Origin of the sequence: Micromonospora globbae (assembly GCF_036184225.1) — a bacterium.
GTDB classification, from domain to species: domain Bacteria; phylum Actinomycetota; class Actinomycetes; order Mycobacteriales; family Micromonosporaceae; genus Micromonospora; species Micromonospora globbae.
The window spans coordinates 4,884,179-4,902,134 of sequence record NZ_CP108084.1 but is presented as its reverse complement, the minus strand read 5'-3'; the positions used below and the strand labels follow the sequence as shown (position 1 = coordinate 4,902,134).

General features: G+C 75.2%; 17 protein-coding genes. 10 read left to right on the top strand and 7 right to left on the bottom strand.

From position 1 onward, the window contains the following. The first annotated feature begins 141 nt into the window (after positions 1–141). The 6 genes from OG994_RS22070 (at position 142) to OG994_RS22045 (ending at position 6,361) form a co-directional block, all read left to right on the top strand. Positions 142–351: a heavy-metal-associated domain-containing protein gene (locus OG994_RS22070; protein ID WP_120327822.1), complete on the top strand. Its 210-nt coding sequence runs from the start codon at positions 142–144 to the stop codon at positions 349–351. A 31-nt stretch (positions 352–382) separates the two neighbouring features. Beyond that, the gene (locus OG994_RS22065; protein WP_328850840.1) at positions 383–1,363 is read left to right on the top strand and encodes a hypothetical protein; all 981 of its coding nucleotides are present in this window, start codon (positions 383–385) and stop codon (positions 1,361–1,363) included. Positions 1,364–1,374: 11 nt separating this feature from the next. After that, entirely contained in the window at positions 1,375–3,639 is a 2,265-nt protein-coding gene (locus OG994_RS22060) for a heavy metal translocating P-type ATPase (RefSeq protein ID WP_328850839.1), read from the top strand. A gap of 230 nt (positions 3,640–3,869) precedes the next feature. Then, positions 3,870–4,043: a CsbD family protein gene (locus tag OG994_RS22055; protein ID WP_328850838.1), complete on the top strand. Its 174-nt coding sequence runs from the start codon at positions 3,870–3,872 to the stop codon at positions 4,041–4,043. 145 nt (positions 4,044–4,188) lie between these two features. Then, complete coding sequence (locus OG994_RS22050; RefSeq protein ID WP_120327818.1) at positions 4,189–4,683, top strand: hypothetical protein; 495 nt, start codon at positions 4,189–4,191, stop codon at positions 4,681–4,683. A gap of 124 nt (positions 4,684–4,807) precedes the next feature. After that, the gene (locus tag OG994_RS22045) at positions 4,808–6,361 is read left to right on the top strand and encodes an alpha/beta hydrolase (protein ID WP_328850837.1); all 1,554 of its coding nucleotides are present in this window, start codon (positions 4,808–4,810) and stop codon (positions 6,359–6,361) included. Between the two features lie 194 nt (positions 6,362–6,555). Here the strand turns inward: OG994_RS22045 and OG994_RS22040 are convergent, their stop codons facing one another. The 3 genes from OG994_RS22040 to OG994_RS22030 form a co-directional block, all read right to left on the bottom strand. After that, complete coding sequence (locus tag OG994_RS22040) at positions 6,556–7,773, bottom strand: RNA polymerase sigma factor (protein WP_328853763.1); 1,218 nt, start codon at positions 7,771–7,773, stop codon at positions 6,556–6,558. 38 nt (positions 7,774–7,811) lie between these two features. Further along, a complete protein-coding gene (locus OG994_RS22035) occupies positions 7,812–8,168 on the bottom strand; it encodes a YciI family protein (RefSeq protein ID WP_328853762.1) in 357 nt (118 codons plus the stop codon). Between the two features lie 255 nt (positions 8,169–8,423). Beyond that, the gene (locus tag OG994_RS22030; RefSeq protein ID WP_328850836.1) at positions 8,424–9,668 is read right to left on the bottom strand and encodes a DUF2786 domain-containing protein; all 1,245 of its coding nucleotides are present in this window, start codon (positions 9,666–9,668) and stop codon (positions 8,424–8,426) included. 156 nt (positions 9,669–9,824) lie between these two features. Here OG994_RS22030 and OG994_RS22025 point away from each other — a divergent pair, with 156 nt between their 5' ends. The 3 genes from OG994_RS22025 to OG994_RS22015 are packed head-to-tail and all read left to right on the top strand — an operon-like array spanning position 9,825 to position 11,481. Beyond that, positions 9,825–10,268 carry a DUF2243 domain-containing protein gene (locus OG994_RS22025; protein ID WP_120327814.1) on the top strand — a complete coding sequence of 148 codons (444 nt, stop codon included), beginning with the start codon at positions 9,825–9,827 and terminating at the stop codon, positions 10,266–10,268. A 2-nt stretch (positions 10,269–10,270) separates the two neighbouring features. Then, a complete protein-coding gene (locus OG994_RS22020) occupies positions 10,271–11,095 on the top strand; it encodes a cytochrome c oxidase assembly protein (RefSeq protein WP_328850835.1) in 825 nt (274 codons plus the stop codon). Next, positions 11,092–11,481, top strand: a complete 390-nt coding sequence (locus OG994_RS22015) for a hypothetical protein (RefSeq protein ID WP_204985172.1) — start codon at positions 11,092–11,094, stop codon at positions 11,479–11,481. The genes OG994_RS22020 and OG994_RS22015 overlap by 4 nt, the downstream gene beginning before the upstream one ends. Before the next feature lie 73 nt (positions 11,482–11,554). Here OG994_RS22015 and OG994_RS22010 read toward each other — a convergent pair whose 3' ends face one another. Both OG994_RS22010 and OG994_RS22005 read right to left on the bottom strand, forming a co-directional pair. Further along, positions 11,555–12,238, bottom strand: a complete 684-nt coding sequence (locus OG994_RS22010; protein ID WP_120327811.1) for a response regulator — start codon at positions 12,236–12,238, stop codon at positions 11,555–11,557. Then, on the bottom strand, positions 12,235–13,842 hold the full coding sequence (locus OG994_RS22005) for a sensor histidine kinase (RefSeq protein ID WP_120327810.1): 1,608 nt from the start codon (positions 13,840–13,842) through the stop codon (positions 12,235–12,237). Before OG994_RS22005 ends, OG994_RS22010 begins: the two co-directional genes overlap by 4 nt. Before the next feature lie 104 nt (positions 13,843–13,946). Between OG994_RS22005 and OG994_RS22000 the strand changes: the two genes are divergently transcribed. Continuing rightward, a complete protein-coding gene (locus OG994_RS22000) occupies positions 13,947–15,341 on the top strand; it encodes a cation:dicarboxylate symporter family transporter (RefSeq protein ID WP_120327809.1) in 1,395 nt (464 codons plus the stop codon). 192 nt (positions 15,342–15,533) lie between these two features. On the opposite strand, the gene OG994_RS21995 is transcribed toward OG994_RS22000, so the two are convergent. Beyond that, positions 15,534–16,685 carry a CaiB/BaiF CoA transferase family protein gene (locus tag OG994_RS21995; RefSeq protein ID WP_120327808.1) on the bottom strand — a complete coding sequence of 384 codons (1,152 nt, stop codon included), beginning with the start codon at positions 16,683–16,685 and terminating at the stop codon, positions 15,534–15,536. Next, positions 16,675–17,823 carry an acyl-CoA dehydrogenase family protein gene (locus tag OG994_RS21990; protein WP_120327807.1) on the bottom strand — a complete coding sequence of 383 codons (1,149 nt, stop codon included), beginning with the start codon at positions 17,821–17,823 and terminating at the stop codon, positions 16,675–16,677. Before OG994_RS21990 ends, OG994_RS21995 begins: the two co-directional genes overlap by 11 nt. Positions 17,824–17,956: the final 133 nt, after the last annotated feature.

Below are 17,956 nucleotides of genomic sequence, written 5' to 3'. Positions count from 1 at the left end.
AGGATAGCGTACCCCTGGGGGGTATGCTACGGTGACCACGTGGCCGATACCCCCACGGGGTACCGGTGCACCGACAGGGGAGCAGTCTGTCCGGCAATTACCCCAGGGGGGTATATGCTGGGCAAGGGAAGGAGAGGTCCGATGGTCACCACGACGTACCAGGTGCAGGGCATGACGTGCGGGCACTGCGTGAGCGCGGTCAGCGCCGAGGTCGGCGCCATCCAGGGCGTCAGCGACGTCCGGGTCGACCTGGCGACCGGCCAGGTCACCGTCACCAGCGACAAGCCGCTGGACACCGCTTCCGTTCGCGCCGCCGTCGACGAGGCCGGATACGACCTCGTCGGCGAGTGACCGGCGCCCGACGCAGATCGAGGTACCTCAGATGAACACCGCGATGAAGCTGAGCGGCTTCGCCCTCGGCCTGGCGGCGGTGTTCGGCGCGGCGTACGGGGTCGGCCAGGTGGCCGGCCCCGTCACCCCCACCGCCGAATCCCGCCACGACGGCGCCGAGGAGGCCGGGCACGGCACCGGCGCCGACAGCGCGCACGGCACCGACAGCGAGCACGGCGCCGGGCACGGCACCGAGGGCCCGCACCTGCCGGCGGGCCTTCTCGTCTCCGACCGTGGTTACACCCTCACGCCGGTCGCCGCCCCGGCGGGCGAGTTCGCCTTCCGCGTCCTCGGGCCCGACGGACGGCCCGTCACGGCGTACGACGTGGCGCACGACAAGCGCATGCACCTGATCGTGGCGCGGCGCGACCTCTCCGGCTTCCGGCACGTGCACCCCGACCTCGGGTCGGACGGCACCTGGCGGGTCGCCTCGCCGCTCGACGGCCCCGGGGTGTGGCGGGCGTTCGCCGACTTCACCCCGACCGGTGGCGAACCCCTGACCCTCGGTGTCGACGTGACCGTGCCGGGCCCGCTCACCGCCCGGCCGCTGCCCGCCCCGGCGACCAGCACCACGGTCGACGGCTACACGGTCACGCTGGCCGGCGACCCGCAGCCGGGCCGGACGACGGAGTTGACCCTCACCGTCAGCCGGGACGGCGTGCCGGTCACCGACCTGGAGCCCTACCTCGGCGCGTACGGCCACCTGGTGGCGCTGCGCCAGGGCGACCTCGCGTACCTGCACGTGCACCCGGAGGGCGCGCCCGGCGACGGGCGGACCCCGCCCGGGCCGGCCGTCAGGTTCCTGGCCGAGGTGCCGTCCGCCGGCGCCTACCGGCTCTACCTCGACTTCAAGCACGGCGGGACGGTGCGCACCGCGGAGTTCACCGTGGTGGCCGGCACCGCGGCGGCGACCGCCGCACCCGCCCCGACCGGCACCGCCACGCACGGCGAACCCGGCCACGGGCACAACTGACAGGAGCCGTGATGACCACCACCAGCAGCAGCCCGCTGCCGACGGCGCCGAACCTCATCGAACTGTCCATCGGCGGGATGACCTGCGCCTCCTGCGCCGCCCGCATCGAGAAGAAGCTCAACCGGATGGACGGCGTCTCCGCGTCGGTCAACTACGCGACCGAGAAGGCCACCGTCCGGTACGCCGACGACGTCACCCCGGACGACCTGATCGCCACCGTCGAGAAGACCGGCTACACGGCGAAGCTGCCCCCGCCGCCCGCCTCGGCGGCCGAGCCGGCCGCCGAGGCGCCGGTCGACGAGCTGCGCGGGCTGCGGACGCGGCTGTGGGCGTCGGTGGCGCTGACCGTACCCGTGATCGTGCTGGCCATGGTGCCCGCCTGGCAGTTCGACTACTGGCAGTGGCTGTCCCTGACCCTGGCCGCTCCGGTGGTGGTCTGGGGTGGCCTGCCGTTCCACCGGGCCGCGCTCGTCAACCTGCGGCACGGCGCCGCGACCATGGACACCCTGGTCTCGGTCGGCACCCTCGCCGCGTTCGGCTGGTCACTCTGGGCGCTCTTCCTGGGCGACGCGGGGATGCCCGGGATGACGCACCCCTTCCGTTTCGACATCACCCGCTCCGACGGCGCCGGGAACATCTACCTGGAGGCCGCCGCGGGCGTGACCACGTTCATCCTCGCCGGCCGCTACTTCGAGGCCCGCTCGAAGCGGACGGCCGGAGCGGCGCTGCGCGCCCTGCTCGAACTCGGCGCCCGGGACGTCGCCGTGCTGCGCGGCGGGGCGGAGACCCGCATCCCGGTCGACCAGCTCGCCGTCGGGGACCGGTTCGTGGTCCGGCCGGGGGAGAAGATCGCCACCGACGGAGTGGTGGAGGAGGGCACGTCGGCGGTCGACGCGAGCATGCTGACCGGCGAGTCCGTACCGGTCGAGGTCGGCCCCGGCGACGCCGTCGTGGGCGCCACGGTCAACGCCGGCGGCCGGCTGGTCGTCTCGGCGACCCGGGTGGGCGCCGACACCCAGCTCGCCCAGATGGCGCGCCTGGTCGAGCAGGCCCAGAGCGGCAAGGCGGCCGTGCAGCGGCTCGCCGACCGGATCTCCGGCGTGTTCGTCCCGATCGTCATCGCCCTGGCCGTCGGCACGCTGGGCTGGTGGCTCGGCACCGGGGCCGGGCCGACCGCCGCGTTCACCGCGGCGGTGGCCGTGCTGATCATCGCCTGCCCGTGCGCGCTCGGCCTCGCCACGCCGACCGCGCTGCTGGTCGGCACCGGGCGCGGCGCCCAGCTCGGCATCCTGATCAAGGGGCCGGAGGTGCTGGAGAGCACCCGGAAGGTCGACACGGTGGTGCTGGACAAGACCGGCACCGTGACCACGGGCCGGATGACCCTCGTCGACGTACGGCCCGCCGAGGGCACGGACCCGGCCGACCTGCTCCGCCTGGCCGGCGCGCTCGAGGCGGCGTCCGAGCACCCGATCGCCCGGGCGGTCGCCACCGGCGCCGCCGAGGCCGGCACGCTTCCGCCGGTCACCGACTTCGCCAACGTCGAAGGGCTCGGCGTGACCGGCACCGTGGAGGGGCGCGCCGTGCTGGTCGGCCGGCTGCGGCTGCTGCGCGAGCGCGGGTTCGACGTACCCGCGGAGGTGGAGCGGGCCGTGACCGACGCGGAGGCCGCCGGGCGTACGGCTGTGCTGGCCGGCTGGGACGGCCGGGCGCGGGGCGTCCTCGCGGTGGCCGACGTGGTCAAGCCGACCAGTGCGCTCGCCGTGGCCCGGCTGCGCGAGCTCGGACTCCGCCCCGTCCTGCTGACCGGCGACAACGCCACCGTCGCCCGCGCGGTGGCCGCCGAGGTCGGCATCGACGAGGTGATCGCCGAGGTGCTCCCGGCCGACAAGGTGGACGTCGTCGCCCGCCTGCAGCGCGAGGGACGGACCGTCGCGATGGTCGGTGACGGCGTCAACGACGCGGCCGCGCTGGCCCAGGCCGACCTGGGCCTCGCCATGGGGACCGGCACCGACGTGGCCATCGAGGCGTCGGACCTCACCCTGGTCCGGGGCGACCTCACCGTGGCGGCGGACGCCATCCGGCTGGCCCGGCGCACGTTGAACACGATCCGGGGGAACCTGTTCTGGGCGTTCGGCTACAACGTGGCGGCCCTGCCGCTCGCGGCGGCCGGGCTGCTCAACCCTATGATCGCCGGGGCCACGATGGCCCTGTCCTCGGTCTTCGTGGTGGCCAACAGTCTCCGCCTCCGCCGGTTCCGCCCGCTGGACCCCAGCTGACCGCCGCCGCCCGCCCGCGCCACCGCCCGGCCCGCCCCGACCCGCCCCGGCCCGGCCCGGCTCACCGATGATCATGAGGTTGGCGGGGTGTTCGATCTCCGAAACCCCCGTCAACCTCATGATCGTCGCGGTCGGGGGGCGGTCGGTGGGGTGGGCGCGGTCGGTGGGGTGGGGTTGAGCGGGTGGGCGGCCGGGTAACCCGGTCGTAGCGACGTCAGGAAGGGGATCCCATGGGCATCGACGACAAGATCAACAATGCGGCGGAGGACGCGGCCGGCAAGGTCAAGGAGCACGCGGGCCGCGCCACCGACGACGAGCGGCTGGAGGCCGAGGGCCGCAACGACCAGACGGCCGCGAACCTCAAGCAGGCCGGCGAGAAGGTCAAGGACGCCTTCAAGAGCTGACACATCGGCGTACGCGCGCCGGGCCGGTGACCACCGGCCCGGCGCGCCGCCGTCCCGCCCCCGCGTGTCCCGGCCCACCGCGCGATCGTTTGGCAGGTCGGGGTGACGCGCGGACGGGGACGCCGACCACGGAACGGGAGACAGCATGTCCCAGCCCACGTCGATCGTCCGGTGGGCCGCCGCGGCGGCCGCGCTGGCGCTGCTCACCGGCTGCCAGACGTCCGGGACGGAGACGGGCGGACCCGCACCCACCACACCCGCCGCGCCCACGACCGGTGCCGCGTCGACGCCCACCACCAGCCCCTCACCGGTCACGGCGGCCAACACCGTCGAGGTGTGTCAGGCCGTCGACCGGCTCGTCATCGCCGCCAGCCGGAAGATCGCCGCGGACTCGACCGCGGCGACCGAGCGCGAGCTGACCGGCGAGCAGATCAGCGCCCAGCTCCGGCGGACCCTCGGCGACCTCGCCGACGACGTACGCGCACAGGCCCGCCGCGCGCAGGACCAGGAGGTCCGGGCGCTGCTCGGTGACACCGCGGACCGGATCGACGCGGGCGCCCGCGCCCAGCGCCCGGCCGCATGGCTGGACAGCACCTTCACGAGGATCCCGGCCACCCTCATGCGGGAGTGCCGCCCCTGAGGACGCGTCCCTGAGGTGGCCCCGTGACGCACGTCCGCCACCCCTGGGTGCCAACCCCCACTTCCCCCTCGACCGCGCCGGCGGCTCTGTGCACCATGGATCGACGCGGCTAGCTTCCCTCGGCATGTGGACACGCAGATTCGCCGGCTGGGCGGCGGTGGCCGCGACGGCCGTCGCGCTGGTCGGCCCCGCCGCGCCGGCGGCACAGGCGGCCGGACCGCACCGCGAGTGGACGATCTCCTGGCAGCCCTGTGCGGCGGACCCGACCGCCGAGTGCGGGACGCTGTCGTTGCCGGTCGACTGGGACGAGCCGGACGGTGAGCGGTTCACGCTGGCGCTGGCCCGGCGCGCCGCCACGGACCCGGCGGCCCGGGTCGGCTCGCTGGTGTTCGGTCCGGGAGGGCCGGGCGACAGCGGTGTGCAGCGAGTGCTGACCGGCATGCACCGCTTCAGCGACGACCTGCGGCGTCGCTTCGACATCGTCAGTTTCGACCCGCGCGGCGTCGGCGGCAGCAACCCCGTCCGGTGCGCCACCGACCTGCTCGCCGCACAGCCGCACGTGATCGCCGACCAGGCGCAGTTCGCGGCCACGATCGAGAACAACGCGCTGCTGCGGGCCGACTGCCGCGCCCGGACCGGCCCGCTCTTCGACCACGTCGACACCCGGAGCGCGGCGCGGGACCTGGACGCCGTCCGGGCCGCGCTGGGGGAATCCCGGCTGACCTTCCACGGCAGCTCGTACGGCACGCTGCTCGGGCTCCAGTACGCCGAGCTGTTCCCCCACCGGGTACGCGCCATGGTGCTGGAGAGCGTGGTCGACCACAGCCTCGGCACCCGGTCCTTCCTGGACACCCAGGCCGTCGCCGCCCAGGACTCGTTCGACGAGTTCGTGGCCTGGTGCGCGGCGGCCACCCGGTGCGCCCTGCACGGGCAGGACGTCCGTGAGGTCTGGGCGGGCCTGCGGGCCCGCGCCGAGCGCGGTGACCTCACCGACCCCGACCGGCCCGGAACGCGGCTGACGCCGTACCTGCTCAGCCGGCTCGCGCAACGGGCGCTCTACGGCCCGGACTGGCCCGGGCTCGCCGACGACATCGCCACCATGGCGACCGCCCCGGCCGCCGCCGTCGCCCCGGCCTCCCTGGCCGCCGCCGTCGTCCCGGCCTCCCCGGCCGCCGCCGTCGCCCCGGTGGCGTCCGCCGCGACGGCGGCTCACCCGGCGGCGCCCGTGACCGGTGCAGAGGACCAGGCCACCCCGTACCCCTTCGCGGTCTTCTGCCAGGACTGGTCGCTGCCGGTGCGCGACCACCGGGAGTACGCGAAGCACCTGCGCCGGCTCACCCGCCTCGCCCCCGACCTGCGGTATCCGCAGGCGGTCTTCGCGGTCTCGACCTGCCTGGGCACGCCGACGGTCGCGAACCCGCAGCACCGCCTGAAGGTACGCACCGACGTGCCGTTGCTGCTGGCCGCCACCCGGCACGACCCGGCCAGCGGCTACGAGTGGGCGACCAACGTCGCGCGGCAGCTCGGCCGGCACGGTGTGCTCGTGACGTACGAGGGTTCGGGACACGGCAGCTACACGACGAGCCCCTGCATGGAAGCGGTCGTGGACCGGTACCTCGTCGGCGGCGTGGCACCGGCCCGGGGCACCCGGTGCCCCGCGGTGGATCTCACCTCCTGAGCCGGTGCCGGCTCCCGGGCGTCCCCCGTCCGACGGCCGGGCGCCGGCACGTGCGGCGCCACCTCCGGCGCCGGACGCAGGCACGTCCGGCCCAGCCTGCGACGGCCCGGCGCCGGCAGGTGCGGCCGGCCGGCATCTCCGGCCGCCGGGCACGACCGGTCAGCGCCGCACGGCCACGTAGCTGGTCACCGTACTCATGGATCGGCCGCCGTCGCTTCGGCGGCGAGCCGGGCGGCCCGCAGTTCGAGGTAGCGCTGTTCGGGGAGGCTCGTGGTGGCCCGCGCCGCGGCCAGGTACGCCTTCCGCGCCGGCCCGGGCTCGCCGGCCAGCTCCAGCAGGTGGGCGCGGACGGCGTCGACCCGGTGGTGCCCGGCCGTACGCGCGTCCTCGGCGAGCGGTGCGAGCAGGGCGAGCCCCGCCCGGGGACCGTCCACCATGGCCACCGCGACCGCCTGGTTCAGGGTGACCATCGGGTTGGGCGCGATCCTCGCGAGCAGCCGGTAGAGCGCGAGGATCTGCGGCCAGTCGGTTTCGGCGGCCGAGGGCGCCTCCGCGTGGACCGCGGCGATCGCCGCCTGGAGCTGGTACGGGCCGGGCGCCGACCAGGTCAGCGATTCGGTGACGAGGGCGACGCCCTCCTCGATGGCGGCCGCGTCCCACAGGGTGCGGTCCTGCTCGGCCAGGGGCACCAGTTCCCCGCCCGGCCCGACCCGGGCGGCCCGGTGCGCGTCGGTGAGCAGCATGAGCGCGAGCAGTCCGCTCACCTCGCCCTCGTGGGGGAGGAGTGTGTGCAGCATCCGGGTCAACCGGATGGCCTCGCCGGTCAGTTCGGCGCGGTGCAGGTCGGGCCCGCTGGAGGCCGTGTACCCCTCGTTGAAGATCAGGTAGAGCACCTGGAGCACGGCGCCCAGCCGCTGGTCCCGCTCGGCCGGCGACGGCATGGTGAACCGCGCCCCCGTCGCCTCGATCCGCTGCTTGGCCCGCCGGATCCGCTGGCTCATCGTCGCCTCGGGGACCAGGTACGCCCGGGCGATCTGCGCCGTGCTGAGGCCACCCACGGCACGCAGGGTCAGCGCCACCTGCGCCGACCGGGCCAGCGCGGGGTGGCAGCACAGGAACAGCAGGCGCAGCGTGTCGTCGCCGACCGGGGGCTCCGCGTCCGCCGGGGGCGCCACCGCCGCCGGCTCGCGTACGGCCACCGCGACCTCGCGGTCCCGCCGGGCGCGCTCGCTGCGCCACTCGTCGGTGAGCCGCCGGGTGGCCACGGTGAGCAGCCATGCGCGGGGGTTGTCCGGCACCCCCTGCTCCGGCCACTGGAGGGCGGCGGCGAGCAGCGCCTCCTGGACCGCGTCCTCGCAGAGGTCGAACTGGCCGTGCCGGCGGACGAGCAGGCCGAGGACCTGCGGCGCCATGACGCGCAGCAGCTCCTCGACCTCGCGCGACCCGTCGCTCACATCTCCGTCCCGGCCTCGTCCATGATCGGCCGGACCTCCATGACGCCGCCGTAGCGCACGTCCGGCCAGCGCCGCGCGATCTCCACGGCCCGCTCCGGGGTGTCGCAGTCGACGGCCACGTACCCGGCGAACTGCTCCTTGCTCTCCATGAACGGCCCGTCGACGACCTCGGGGTGCCCACCGCCCAGCCGGATCGTCCTCGTCTGCGACGGGTCGGCCAGCGCCTGCCCGCCGATCAGCTCCCCGGACTCGGTGAGCTCCTTCATGATCTCGTCGACCTCGCCGAAGAGGGCGACGCGCTCCTGCTCGGACAGCTCCTCGACGAAACCGGGCCGGTTCCAGATCAACAGCATGTACTTCACGGTCTGCTCCTCGTGTCCTGGCCGCACCCGGTGGGGGCGGCTCACCCAGGGGTCGGAGCCGACGCCCCGTTCCCTACACCCGCCCGAAAGAAGATCCCAGAAATGTCGCGCCGACAGGGCGGTGCCACGGCCGCCTGGTGCCGGTTCCTCGTCGATCACGCGTTGTGGTGGGTGACAAAAGCCTTGACGGTGCTCATACCGGGCATCACAAGGGCATGATCCACGGGGTGGCGGCGGGTCGGTGGGTCAGCGGCGGCGGCGTCGGCCCTGGACCTGACGGGACGGCCGCCCGTCGAGGGACGCCCGGTCGGCGGCCGACGTGCCGGACGCCCAGCCCTCCGCGTCCCGGATGGTCAGCCGCTGCCGGGTGACCCCCGGGAAGAACACCTCCATCCGCTCCCGGACCGCGTCGCTCCGCGCGGCGAGCACCGGAAGCAGGCGCTCCCCGCCGGACTCCTCCGCGGCCTGCCGGTCCGCGGCTTCGGTGGCCGCGCGCAGCCGCTCCCCGATCCGCAGCGCGAACGCGTTCAGGAAGGACTCGTCGTAGCCGCGCGTCCGCCGCCCGCCGGTCGCCGCGCGGCGCTCGCCCCGGCCACGCAGCATCGCGGCGGTGGCCTGCACGAGCAGCGACGTGTAGAGCAACTCGACCGCTTCCAGGTCGGCCGGCCAGCCCAGCACGGTGGCGAAGCCGAGCTCCTCGGACCACACCGACTCGCAGCGGTTCGCCGCCGCCACCTCCTGCACCAGCAGCGCCTTCGCGCCGGCGTACGGGGCGTCGGTGCCGAGTCGCACGCCGCCGGGCAGGTCGTCGCGCGGCGCCCCGGCCGCCAGCAGCGCCTCGTCGAGGCTGTGCCGGGCGATCAGCTCCTGGGCCTTGCCGGTCAGCGCCTCGGCCTCGGCCGGGAACGTCGTCGACTCCGCCTTCGCCAGCAGCGCCCGCACCCGGTCGAGGATCCGGGAGCCGCTGCCACCGGCGCCGAGGCGGGCCGGCTGGGTGGTCGCCGTCGCCCCCGGTGGTGGACGCAGCACGGCGATCGGCGGCAGCCCCGCCACGAGCGCCAGCGCGTCGACCGCCTCCCGTAGCGCGGTCACCCGGTCCACGCCCTCCCGCCGCGCCCAGGCGGCGAGGTGCCGGTCGTCGTCCCACCACACCCGGGCGTCCAGGTCTCGCAACTGGTCGTCCCACCACGCCGGGACCGGCTCGGGCAGGTCACGTCGCTGCGCGGCCATCGCGTCCCGCAGCAGCCCGGCCGCCCGGGGGCCGAGGCGGCGCTGCGCGATGCGCGCCAGGTCGGCCGGCTGCCAGCCGCGCGGCCAGAGCTGACCCACGTCGCGGGCGAGGCGCCGCAGGAGCGCGGCGTCCACGTCCGCCGCGCCGTCCGCGGCGCCGGTGCCCACCACGAGCCGGTCCAGCTGCCGCTCCGCGAGGCGTACGTCGCTGCCGCGGGCCGCCGCGAGCGCGTCGGCGATCAACTCGTCGGCGTCCGGCACGGCGTGGTCCCTCCTCGGCGGCGGCCCGGTGCCGCCACCAGGATCATGCCCCGCCCGGCCGCCGGCGTCGGAGCGGGAGTCCGAACGTGCCCTCTGAGCATGTCCCGTCCCGTTCGGGGTAGTGCGGGACCGAACGCGAGGTGAGGCGGGTACGCGATGGACGATCGGCGGTCGACGGCGGCCGGTGCGGTGATCGGGGTCGCGGTGATGGCCGCCGTGGACGAGATCGTCTTCCACCAGGTGCTCGGCTGGCACCACTTCTACGACCGGTCCACCCCGTCGGTGGCGCTGCTCTCCGACGGGCTGCTGCACGCGGCCGAACTGCTGGCCCTGGTCGGCGGCTTCTTCTGGTTCGCCGACCTGCGCCGCCGGGGCGTGCTGGCCGCACGGTCCGCCTGGGGCGGGTTCCTGCTCGGTGCCGGCGCGTTCCAGCTCTTCGACGGGATCGTGGACCACAAGGTGCTGCGGCTGCACCAGATCCGGTACGGGGTGCACCTGCTGCCGTACGACGTGGTGTGGAACGTGGCGGGCGCCGTACTCCTGCTCGCCGGCGCGGCGCTCACCTGGCGGGCCTGGTCCCGGCCGGCCGGCACCCCGTGACCGTGGGCGCGGACCCGCTGCCACTGGCGGCCGTCGCCCTCCTGGCGTCCGCGTACCTCTTCGGGGTCTCCCGCGACCGGCGCGGCTGGCGCCGCCGGCGGACCGCGGCCTGGCTCGCCGGCTGCGCCCTGCTGGCGGTCGCCCTGGGCCCGCCGGCCCTGTTGCCGGCCGGTCCGAGCGGCCACATGGCCCAGCACCTGCTGCTCGGGATGCTGGCCCCCGTCGCGCTGGTGTTCGGCGCCCCGGTGACGCTGCTGCTGCGCGTCGCGCGCCCGCCGGTACGCCGCGCCGTGGGGCGCCTGCTGCGCTCCCGCCCGGTGCACCTGCTCGGCCATCCCGCCACGGCGGTGCTGCTCGGCACGGGCGGGCTCTACCTCGTCCTGCTCACCCCGCTGTACGCCGCGGCGGAGAGCCACCGGTGGCTGCACCACGGGCTGCACCTGCACTACCTGCTCGCCGGGTACCTGTTCGCCTGGTCGGTCGCCGGCCCCGACCCGGCGCCCCGGCGCCCCGGCCTGCCGGTACGCGCCGGCGCCCTGTTCGTCTCGGCGGCCGGGCACGCGGTGCTCGCCAAGTACCTCTACGCCCGCGCCGACACGCTCCCGCCGGGTCTCGGCGGGCGGGACGTCGCCGCGCTGCGCGAGGCCGCCCGCCTCATGTACTACGGCGGCGACCTCGCCGAACTGCTGCTCGCCACCGCGCTCTTCGTCGCCTGGTACCGCCGAAGGGCTCCGCGGGCCGGCGGCCGGGCCGGCACCCCGCCCCACACCCGGCCGATCGGCCGACTGGCCTCCCATGATCATGCCGGGGAATACTGGCGGGCGTGACCGCGCCGACCTCGCCGAACCGTCCGGGTGCCGCGTCCGCCCTGCGTTTCGTCACCGAACTGGTCGCCTGGGTGGCCACGCCGTGGGCGCTCGCGCCGCACTCGGTGGCGCTGGCGGTCGCCTCGGTCGTCGTCCTCGTCGGCCTGCCCACCGTCTTCGCGACACCCGGCGACAAGCCGCGGGTGATGGTGCCCGCTCCGGGCCCGGTCACCGTCGGTCTCGTGCTGCTCCAGCTCGTGGCGGCGGTGGTGTCGTCCTGGCTGGCCTGGCCGGCGCCGGTCGCGGCGGTGGTGACCGCCCTGGCCGGGCTGACCGTGGTGCTGGAGGTGCCGCGCTGGCGGTGGCTGCTTGGCCGGGACCGGACGGGTCAGCCGCGGCGGGCCTGACCCCGCCGTCGGTCGACCTCCGCGCCCCGGCCCGCTGTGGCCGCCACGGGCAGGCCGGCGGCGCGACCGGCCGTCAGGTGGGCCGGTACTCCACCTCGGGGCGTCCGGGCGTGCCGTAGCGCGGGTTCCGGGTCACCCGGCCGGTGTCGGCGAGGTGTTCCAGGTAGCGCCGGGCGGTGACGCGGGACATCCCGGTGTGTTCGGCGACCTCGGAGGCGGAGAGCCCGGGCCGGCGGCGCAGCACGTCCAGCACGGCGTCGAGGGTCGGCGCGACGAGCCCCTTCGGCAGTGTGCCCGGCGCGGTGCCGCGCAGGGTGGCGAGCATCCGGTCCACCTCGTGCTGGGCGGCGACCGCCCCGCCGGCCGAGGTCTGCCGCCGGTACTCGGCGTAGCGTTCGAGCTTGTCCCGGAACGCGGCGAACGTGAACGGCTTGAGCAGGTAGTGGGTCACGCCGAGGGCCACCGCGGCACGGACCATGGCGAGGTCGCGGGCCGAGGTGACGGCCAGCACGTCCGCGTCGTTGCCCGCCGCCCGCATCGCCCGGCACAGGTCCAGACCGGGCATGTCGGGCAGGTGCAGGTCGAGCAGCACCAGGTCGACGGCGTCGTCTCCGGTACGCCGCAGCGCCCGCAGCGCGTCCCGCGCGGTGCGCGCCACCCCGACCACCCGGAATCCGGTCACCCGTTCCGTGTACGCGCGGTGCGCCTCGGCGATCAGCTCCTCGTCCTCGACGACGAGCACCCGGACGTCGCTCACGCCGGCACCTCGCCGCGCTCGGCGCCGGACGGGGCCACGGGCAGCCGGACCCGGAACACCGTCCCGCCCTCGGGAGCCGCGTGCACCTCGTGCCGGCCGCCGTGCCGGGCGAGCACCTGGCCGACCAGGGCCAGGCCCAGCCCCCGGCCGCTGGCCTTGGTCGACCAGCCCCGGCGGAACGCGTCGGCGACCCGCTCGGGCGGCAGCCCGGCGCCGCTGTCGGTCACCTCGACCAGCACCTCGCCGTCGGCCTCGGCCACGTGGACGCGTACCCGTCGGGGCGGTTCCCCGGCGGCGACGGCCTCCAGCGCGTTGTCGACGAGGTTGCCCACGACGGTGAGCAGATCCCCCGCCGGCAGCGCGCCGACGTCGAGCCGGGAGGCCGGGTCGACGGTCAGCTCGACGCCGCGTTCGGCGGCCTGCGCCGACTTGCCGAGCAGCAGCGCGGCGAGCGCCGGTTCGGCGATGGCACCGACGACCTGGTCGGTGAGCTGCTGGGCGAGCGCCAGCTCCTCGGTGGCGAGCCGGACGGCCTCCTCGGTACGGCCCAGCTCGACCAGGGTGAGCACGGTGTGCAGCCGGTTCGCGGCCTCGTGCGCCTGGGACCGGAGCGCCTCGGTGAGCCCTCGCACCGAGTCCAGCTCACTCGTCAGGGCCCGCAGGTCGGTGTGGTCGCGCAGGGTGAGCACCGTGCCCATGGCCCGCCCGCCGCTGCCGGTGGGCCGCAGGTTGGCCACCAGGGCGCGGTCCGCCGTCAGGATCAGCTCGTCCCGAGCGGGCTGACCGGCCGTGATGAGGTCGGCCAGGGCGGCGGGGAGGTCGACCTCGGCCACCGGCCGGTCGACCAGCGGCGCGTCGGCGGACAGCCCCAGCAGGCGGCGGCCCTCGTCGTTGATCAACGCGATCCGCCGGTCCGGGCCGATCACCACGAGACCCTCGCCCACCGAGTGCAGGACCGCGTCGTAGTACTCGTACATCCGGGTCATCTGCTCCGGGCCGAGCCCGTGGGTCTGCCGCCGCAGCCGGCGGCTGAGCAGCCAGGAGCCGGCGGCGGCCAGGGCCAGCGCGGCGGCGGTGGCGGCGATGAGCACGGGCGACCTCGCGAGCAGTTCCCGGTTGATCGCCTCGGTGGTGATGCCGACCGACACCAACCCGATCACCGTGCCGTCGGCGGCGCGGACCGGGACCACGGCACGGACCGACTCGCCGAGCGTTCCCGTGTTGATGACGGTGAAGGGTCGCCCGGCCAGGGCCGGTGCGATCTCGCCGATGAACGGGCGGCCGATCTGGGCCGGGTCGGTGTGCGAGTAGCGGGTCCGGTCCGGGGCCATGACCACCACGAAGTCGGTCCGTGTGGCGAGCCGGATCGACTCCGCGTACGGCTGGAGGGTGGCGGACGGGTCGGCGGAACGCAACGCCACGGCCACCTCGGGTGACCGGGCCACGGTCTCGGCGACGGACAGCACCTCCTCGCGGGCGGCGTGCCGCGCGTCGGCACGGGCGACCAGCGCGACGCCCACGGTGGCCGCCGCCACCAGCAGCGTGACCACGACGACCTGGAGGGCGAACAGCTGCCCCGCGATGCTCCACTTCCGTCGGGTCATGTCTCCTCGTCGTGGCGGGCGTGCGGCACGGCCGGCGTACAGGTCCGGTGAACAGAATGAACGCAAGGCTGATTCCGGTTGAGACCTGCGCCACAGTCTCTGCCATGCAGACCCCCACCACCAGCACACCGGCTGCGCGGCCCCGGCGGGACCGCACCCACCTCCTCTATCTCGCGGTGATCGTCGCCGTCCTGGCGGGCATCGTCCTCGGCTTCGTGGCCCCCGACGCGGCGCAGGAACTCAAGCCCCTGGGCACCGGCTTCGTCGCGCTGATCAAGATGATGATCAGCCCGGTCATCTTCTGCACCATCGTGCTCGGCGTCGGCTCCGTACGGCAGGCCGCCAAGGTGGGCAAGGTCGGCGGACTGGCGCTGGGCTACTTCCTGGTCATGTCGACCGTCGCGCTGGCCATCGGCCTGGTGGTCGGCAACGTGATCCACCCCGGGAGCGGGCTCCAGCTGAGCAGCGAGCTGGCCGAGGCGGGCCAGAAGGCCGCGGGCGCCGAGAGCGAGGGGACGGTCGACTTCCTGCTCGGCATCATCCCGACCTCGCTGCTGTCGGCGCTCACCGGTGGCGAGGTGCTCCAGACCCTGCTGGTCGCCCTCCTGGTCGGGTTCGCGGTGCAGGGGATGGGCAGCCGGGGCGAGCCCGTGCTGCGGGCCGTCGGCATCGCCCAGCGCCTGGTCTTCAAGATCCTCACCATGGTCATGTGGCTGGCGCCCATCGGCGCCTTCGGCGCCATCGCCGCCGTGGTCGGCGCCACCGGGGTGGACGCGCTGAAGAGCCTCGCCCAGATCATGCTCGGCTTCTACGCCACCTGCCTGATCTTCGTACTGGTGGTGCTCGGCGCGCTGCTCTGGTTCGTGGCCCGGATCTCGATCTTCTCGCTGCTGCGGTACCTGGGTCGGGAGTTCCTGCTGATCGTGTCCACGTCGTCCTCGGAGTCCGCGCTGCCGCGGCTGATCGCCAAGATGGAGCACGTCGGGGTCAGCCGGCCGGTCGTCGGCATCACGGTGCCCACCGGGTACTCCTTCAACCTCGACGGCACCGCCATCTACCTGACGATGGCCTCGTTGTTCATCGCCGCCGCCATGGGCGACCCGCTCTCCGTGGGTGAGCAGGTCTCGCTGCTCGTCTTCATGATCATCGCGTCCAAGGGCGCCGCCGGCATCACCGGCGCCGGCCTCGCCACCCTCGCGGGCGGCCTCCAGTCGCACCGGCCGGACCTGGTCGACGGCGTCGGCCTCATCGTGGGCATCGACCGGTTCATGTCCGAGGCGCGCGCGCTCACCAACTTCGCCGGCAACGCGGTGGCCACCGTCCTCATCGGCCGCTGGACCGGCGAGTTCGACCGGGAACAGGCTCTCGCGGTCCTCTCCGGCGAACGGCCGTTCGACGAGGCCACCATGCTCGACGAGCACCACGACGGGCCCGATCCCGAGCCGGAACAGCCGGCGGGCGCGGAGCCGGCCGAGAAGGTCGGCACGGGCGGGCGCTGACCGGCGGCGGGGGCGCCAGCGCCCCCGCCGTCCGCTGCCGGCGGCACGGTCCCGGTGCCGCCGGCAGCACCGGCGTCCGTGCGGGCCGGTCAGGGCATGGACGACGCCGGCGGCGCCGGCGTGAGCACGGGCGGGCCGGTCGGCTCCCGACCACGGGCGACGCCGGCGGCGCCGGCGTCCGCACGGCCGCCGTCAGGGGCGGGCCGGCCAGCTCTCCAGCACGGACGACACGGGCAGCACGTCCCGGTCCGGATCGGGCGCGGGGCGCGGGGGCGGTGCCGGCGTACGGTCGAACCGGGGCGCCGGCGCCGGCTGGATCTGCCCGCCGACCTCGACGAACGTGCCCCGGGCGGCGTTGTGCGGGTGCCGGTGCGCCTCGGTGGGGGCGAGCACCGGCGCCACGCACGCGTCGAGGTCGGCGAAGACAGCGGTCCACTCGTCGCGCGTCCGGCTCCCGAACCGTTCGGCGAACCGGCGGCGCAACTCGTCCCAGCCGGCCGGGTCGTACTGGGGCGGCAGGTCGGGATCGTCGGCCAGCCCGAGGCCGGTGAGCAGGGCCGTGTAGAAGGCCGGTTCCAGCGCGCCGACCGCCATGAAACCGCCGTCGGCGGTGCGGTACGTGTCGTAGAACGGTGCGCCGCCGTCGAGGAGGTTCCGCCCCCGGGGCGCGGGCCAGAGGCCGCTGCCCATCATCCCGTGCAGGAACGCGGTGAGCAGCGCCGAACCGTCCACCATGGCGGCGTCCACCACCTGCCCGACACCGGAGCGTTCCCGCTCCAGCAACGCGGCCAGCACCCCGACGGCGAGCAGCATCCCGCCCCCGGCGAAGTCGCCGAGCAGGTTCAGCGGGGCGTGCGGGCGCTCCCCGGCGCGGCCCAGCGGCTCCAGCGCGCCGGCCACCGCGATGTAGTCGATGTCGTGACCGGCCCGTGCCGCCAGCGGCCCGTCCTGACCCCAGCCGGTCATCCGCGCGTACACGAGGCGCGGGTTGCGGGCCCGGCAGACCTCCGGCCCGAGGCCCAGCCGCTCGGCCACCCCCGGCCGGTACGCCTCGACCAGCACGTCCGCACGCTCCACGAGACGCAGCAGGTCGGCCACGCCCTCCGGCGACTTCAGGTCCAGCTGGGTGACCCGCCGGCCGCGCTGCAACGGCCCGCCCGCCGGGGCGGCCAGGCGCCCGGCGGCGGGGCCACCGGGCCGGTCCACCCGGAGCACGTCGGCGCCGAGGTCGGCGAGGACCATGCAGCCGAACGGCGCCGGCGCGAGGCTCGCCAGCTCCACCACGCGTACGCCCGCCAGCGGGCCCCCGGACCGTGGACGGGAGGTGCCCGCCTCAGAGGGCACGGGCGATCAGCTCCTTCATGATCTCGTTGGTCCCGCCGTAGATCTTCTGGGCGCGGGCGTCGGCGTACATGCGCGCGATGGGGTACTCGGTGGTGTAGCCGTAGCCGCCGAACAGTTGCAGGCAGCGGTCGACGACCTCGCACTGCCCCTCGGTGAGCCAGTACTTCGCCATGGCGGCCGTGGCCACGTCGAGGTCGCCGCGCGCGTGCCGGGCGACGCAGTCGTCCAGGAAGACCCGGCTGGCCCGGGCCCGGGTGGCGCACTCGGCGAGCACCATGCGGGTGTTCTGGTGCCCGAGCAGCGGCTTGCCGAACGCCGTCCGCTCCTTGGCGTACGCCACGGTCAGCTCGACGGCTCGCTCCATGGCGGCGACCGCGCCGATCCCGATCACCAGCCGCTCCTGCGGGAGCTGCTGCATGAGCTGCACGAAGCCGAGGCCCTCGGCGCCGCCCAGCAGGTTCGCCGCCGGCACCCGGAGCCCGTCGAAGAACAGCTCGGCGGTGTCGTTGGCGTGCAGACCGATCTTGGAGAGCAGCCGGCCCCGGCGGAAGCCCTCCGGCGCGTCGCCGACCTCGCAGACGAGCAGCGAGATCCCGGCGGCGCGCTGCTCCGGGTCGGTCTTCGCGGCCACGATGACCAGGTCGGCCAGCCCGCCGTTGGTGATGAACGTCTTCGCGCCGCTGATCACGTAGTCGTCGCCGTCGCGGACCGCACGGGTACGCATCGCCTGGAGGTCCGAGCCGCCGTCGGGCTCGGTCATCGCGATCGCGCCGACCAGCTCGCCACTGCACAGGCCGGGCAACCACCGGCGCTTCTGCTCCTCGGTGCCGTACGCCACCAGGTAGCCGGTCACGATGCCGCTGTGCACGGCCAGGCCGAGGCTGGTCTCCCCGGCGTACGCCTGTTCGTGGAGCAGCACCGCCTCGTGGGTGAAGTCGCCGCCCCCGCCGCCGTACTGCTCGGGGACGGAGAGGCCGAGTAGGCCCAGCTCGCCGGCGCGGCGGTAGTGCTCCCGGTCGGGGTGGCCCTGCGCGAGCAGCCGCTCGGTGTGCGGCAGCACCTCCTTCGTGAAGAAGGTGCGGGCCAGGTCGGCCAGGTCGTCGTGCTCCGGCTTGCGCCAGGGGTGGGGCGTCGGCATGGCCCCACCCTCGTGCCCGGTCACCGGCGTGTCAACAGCCCTCGATCAGCTCCGAAAGGGGCGGCGGAGCGTCGGGGTTTCGCCCCGGGAGCCCCGGGACGGGGGCCGTGAAACCGCGGTGAAACCGCCGTGA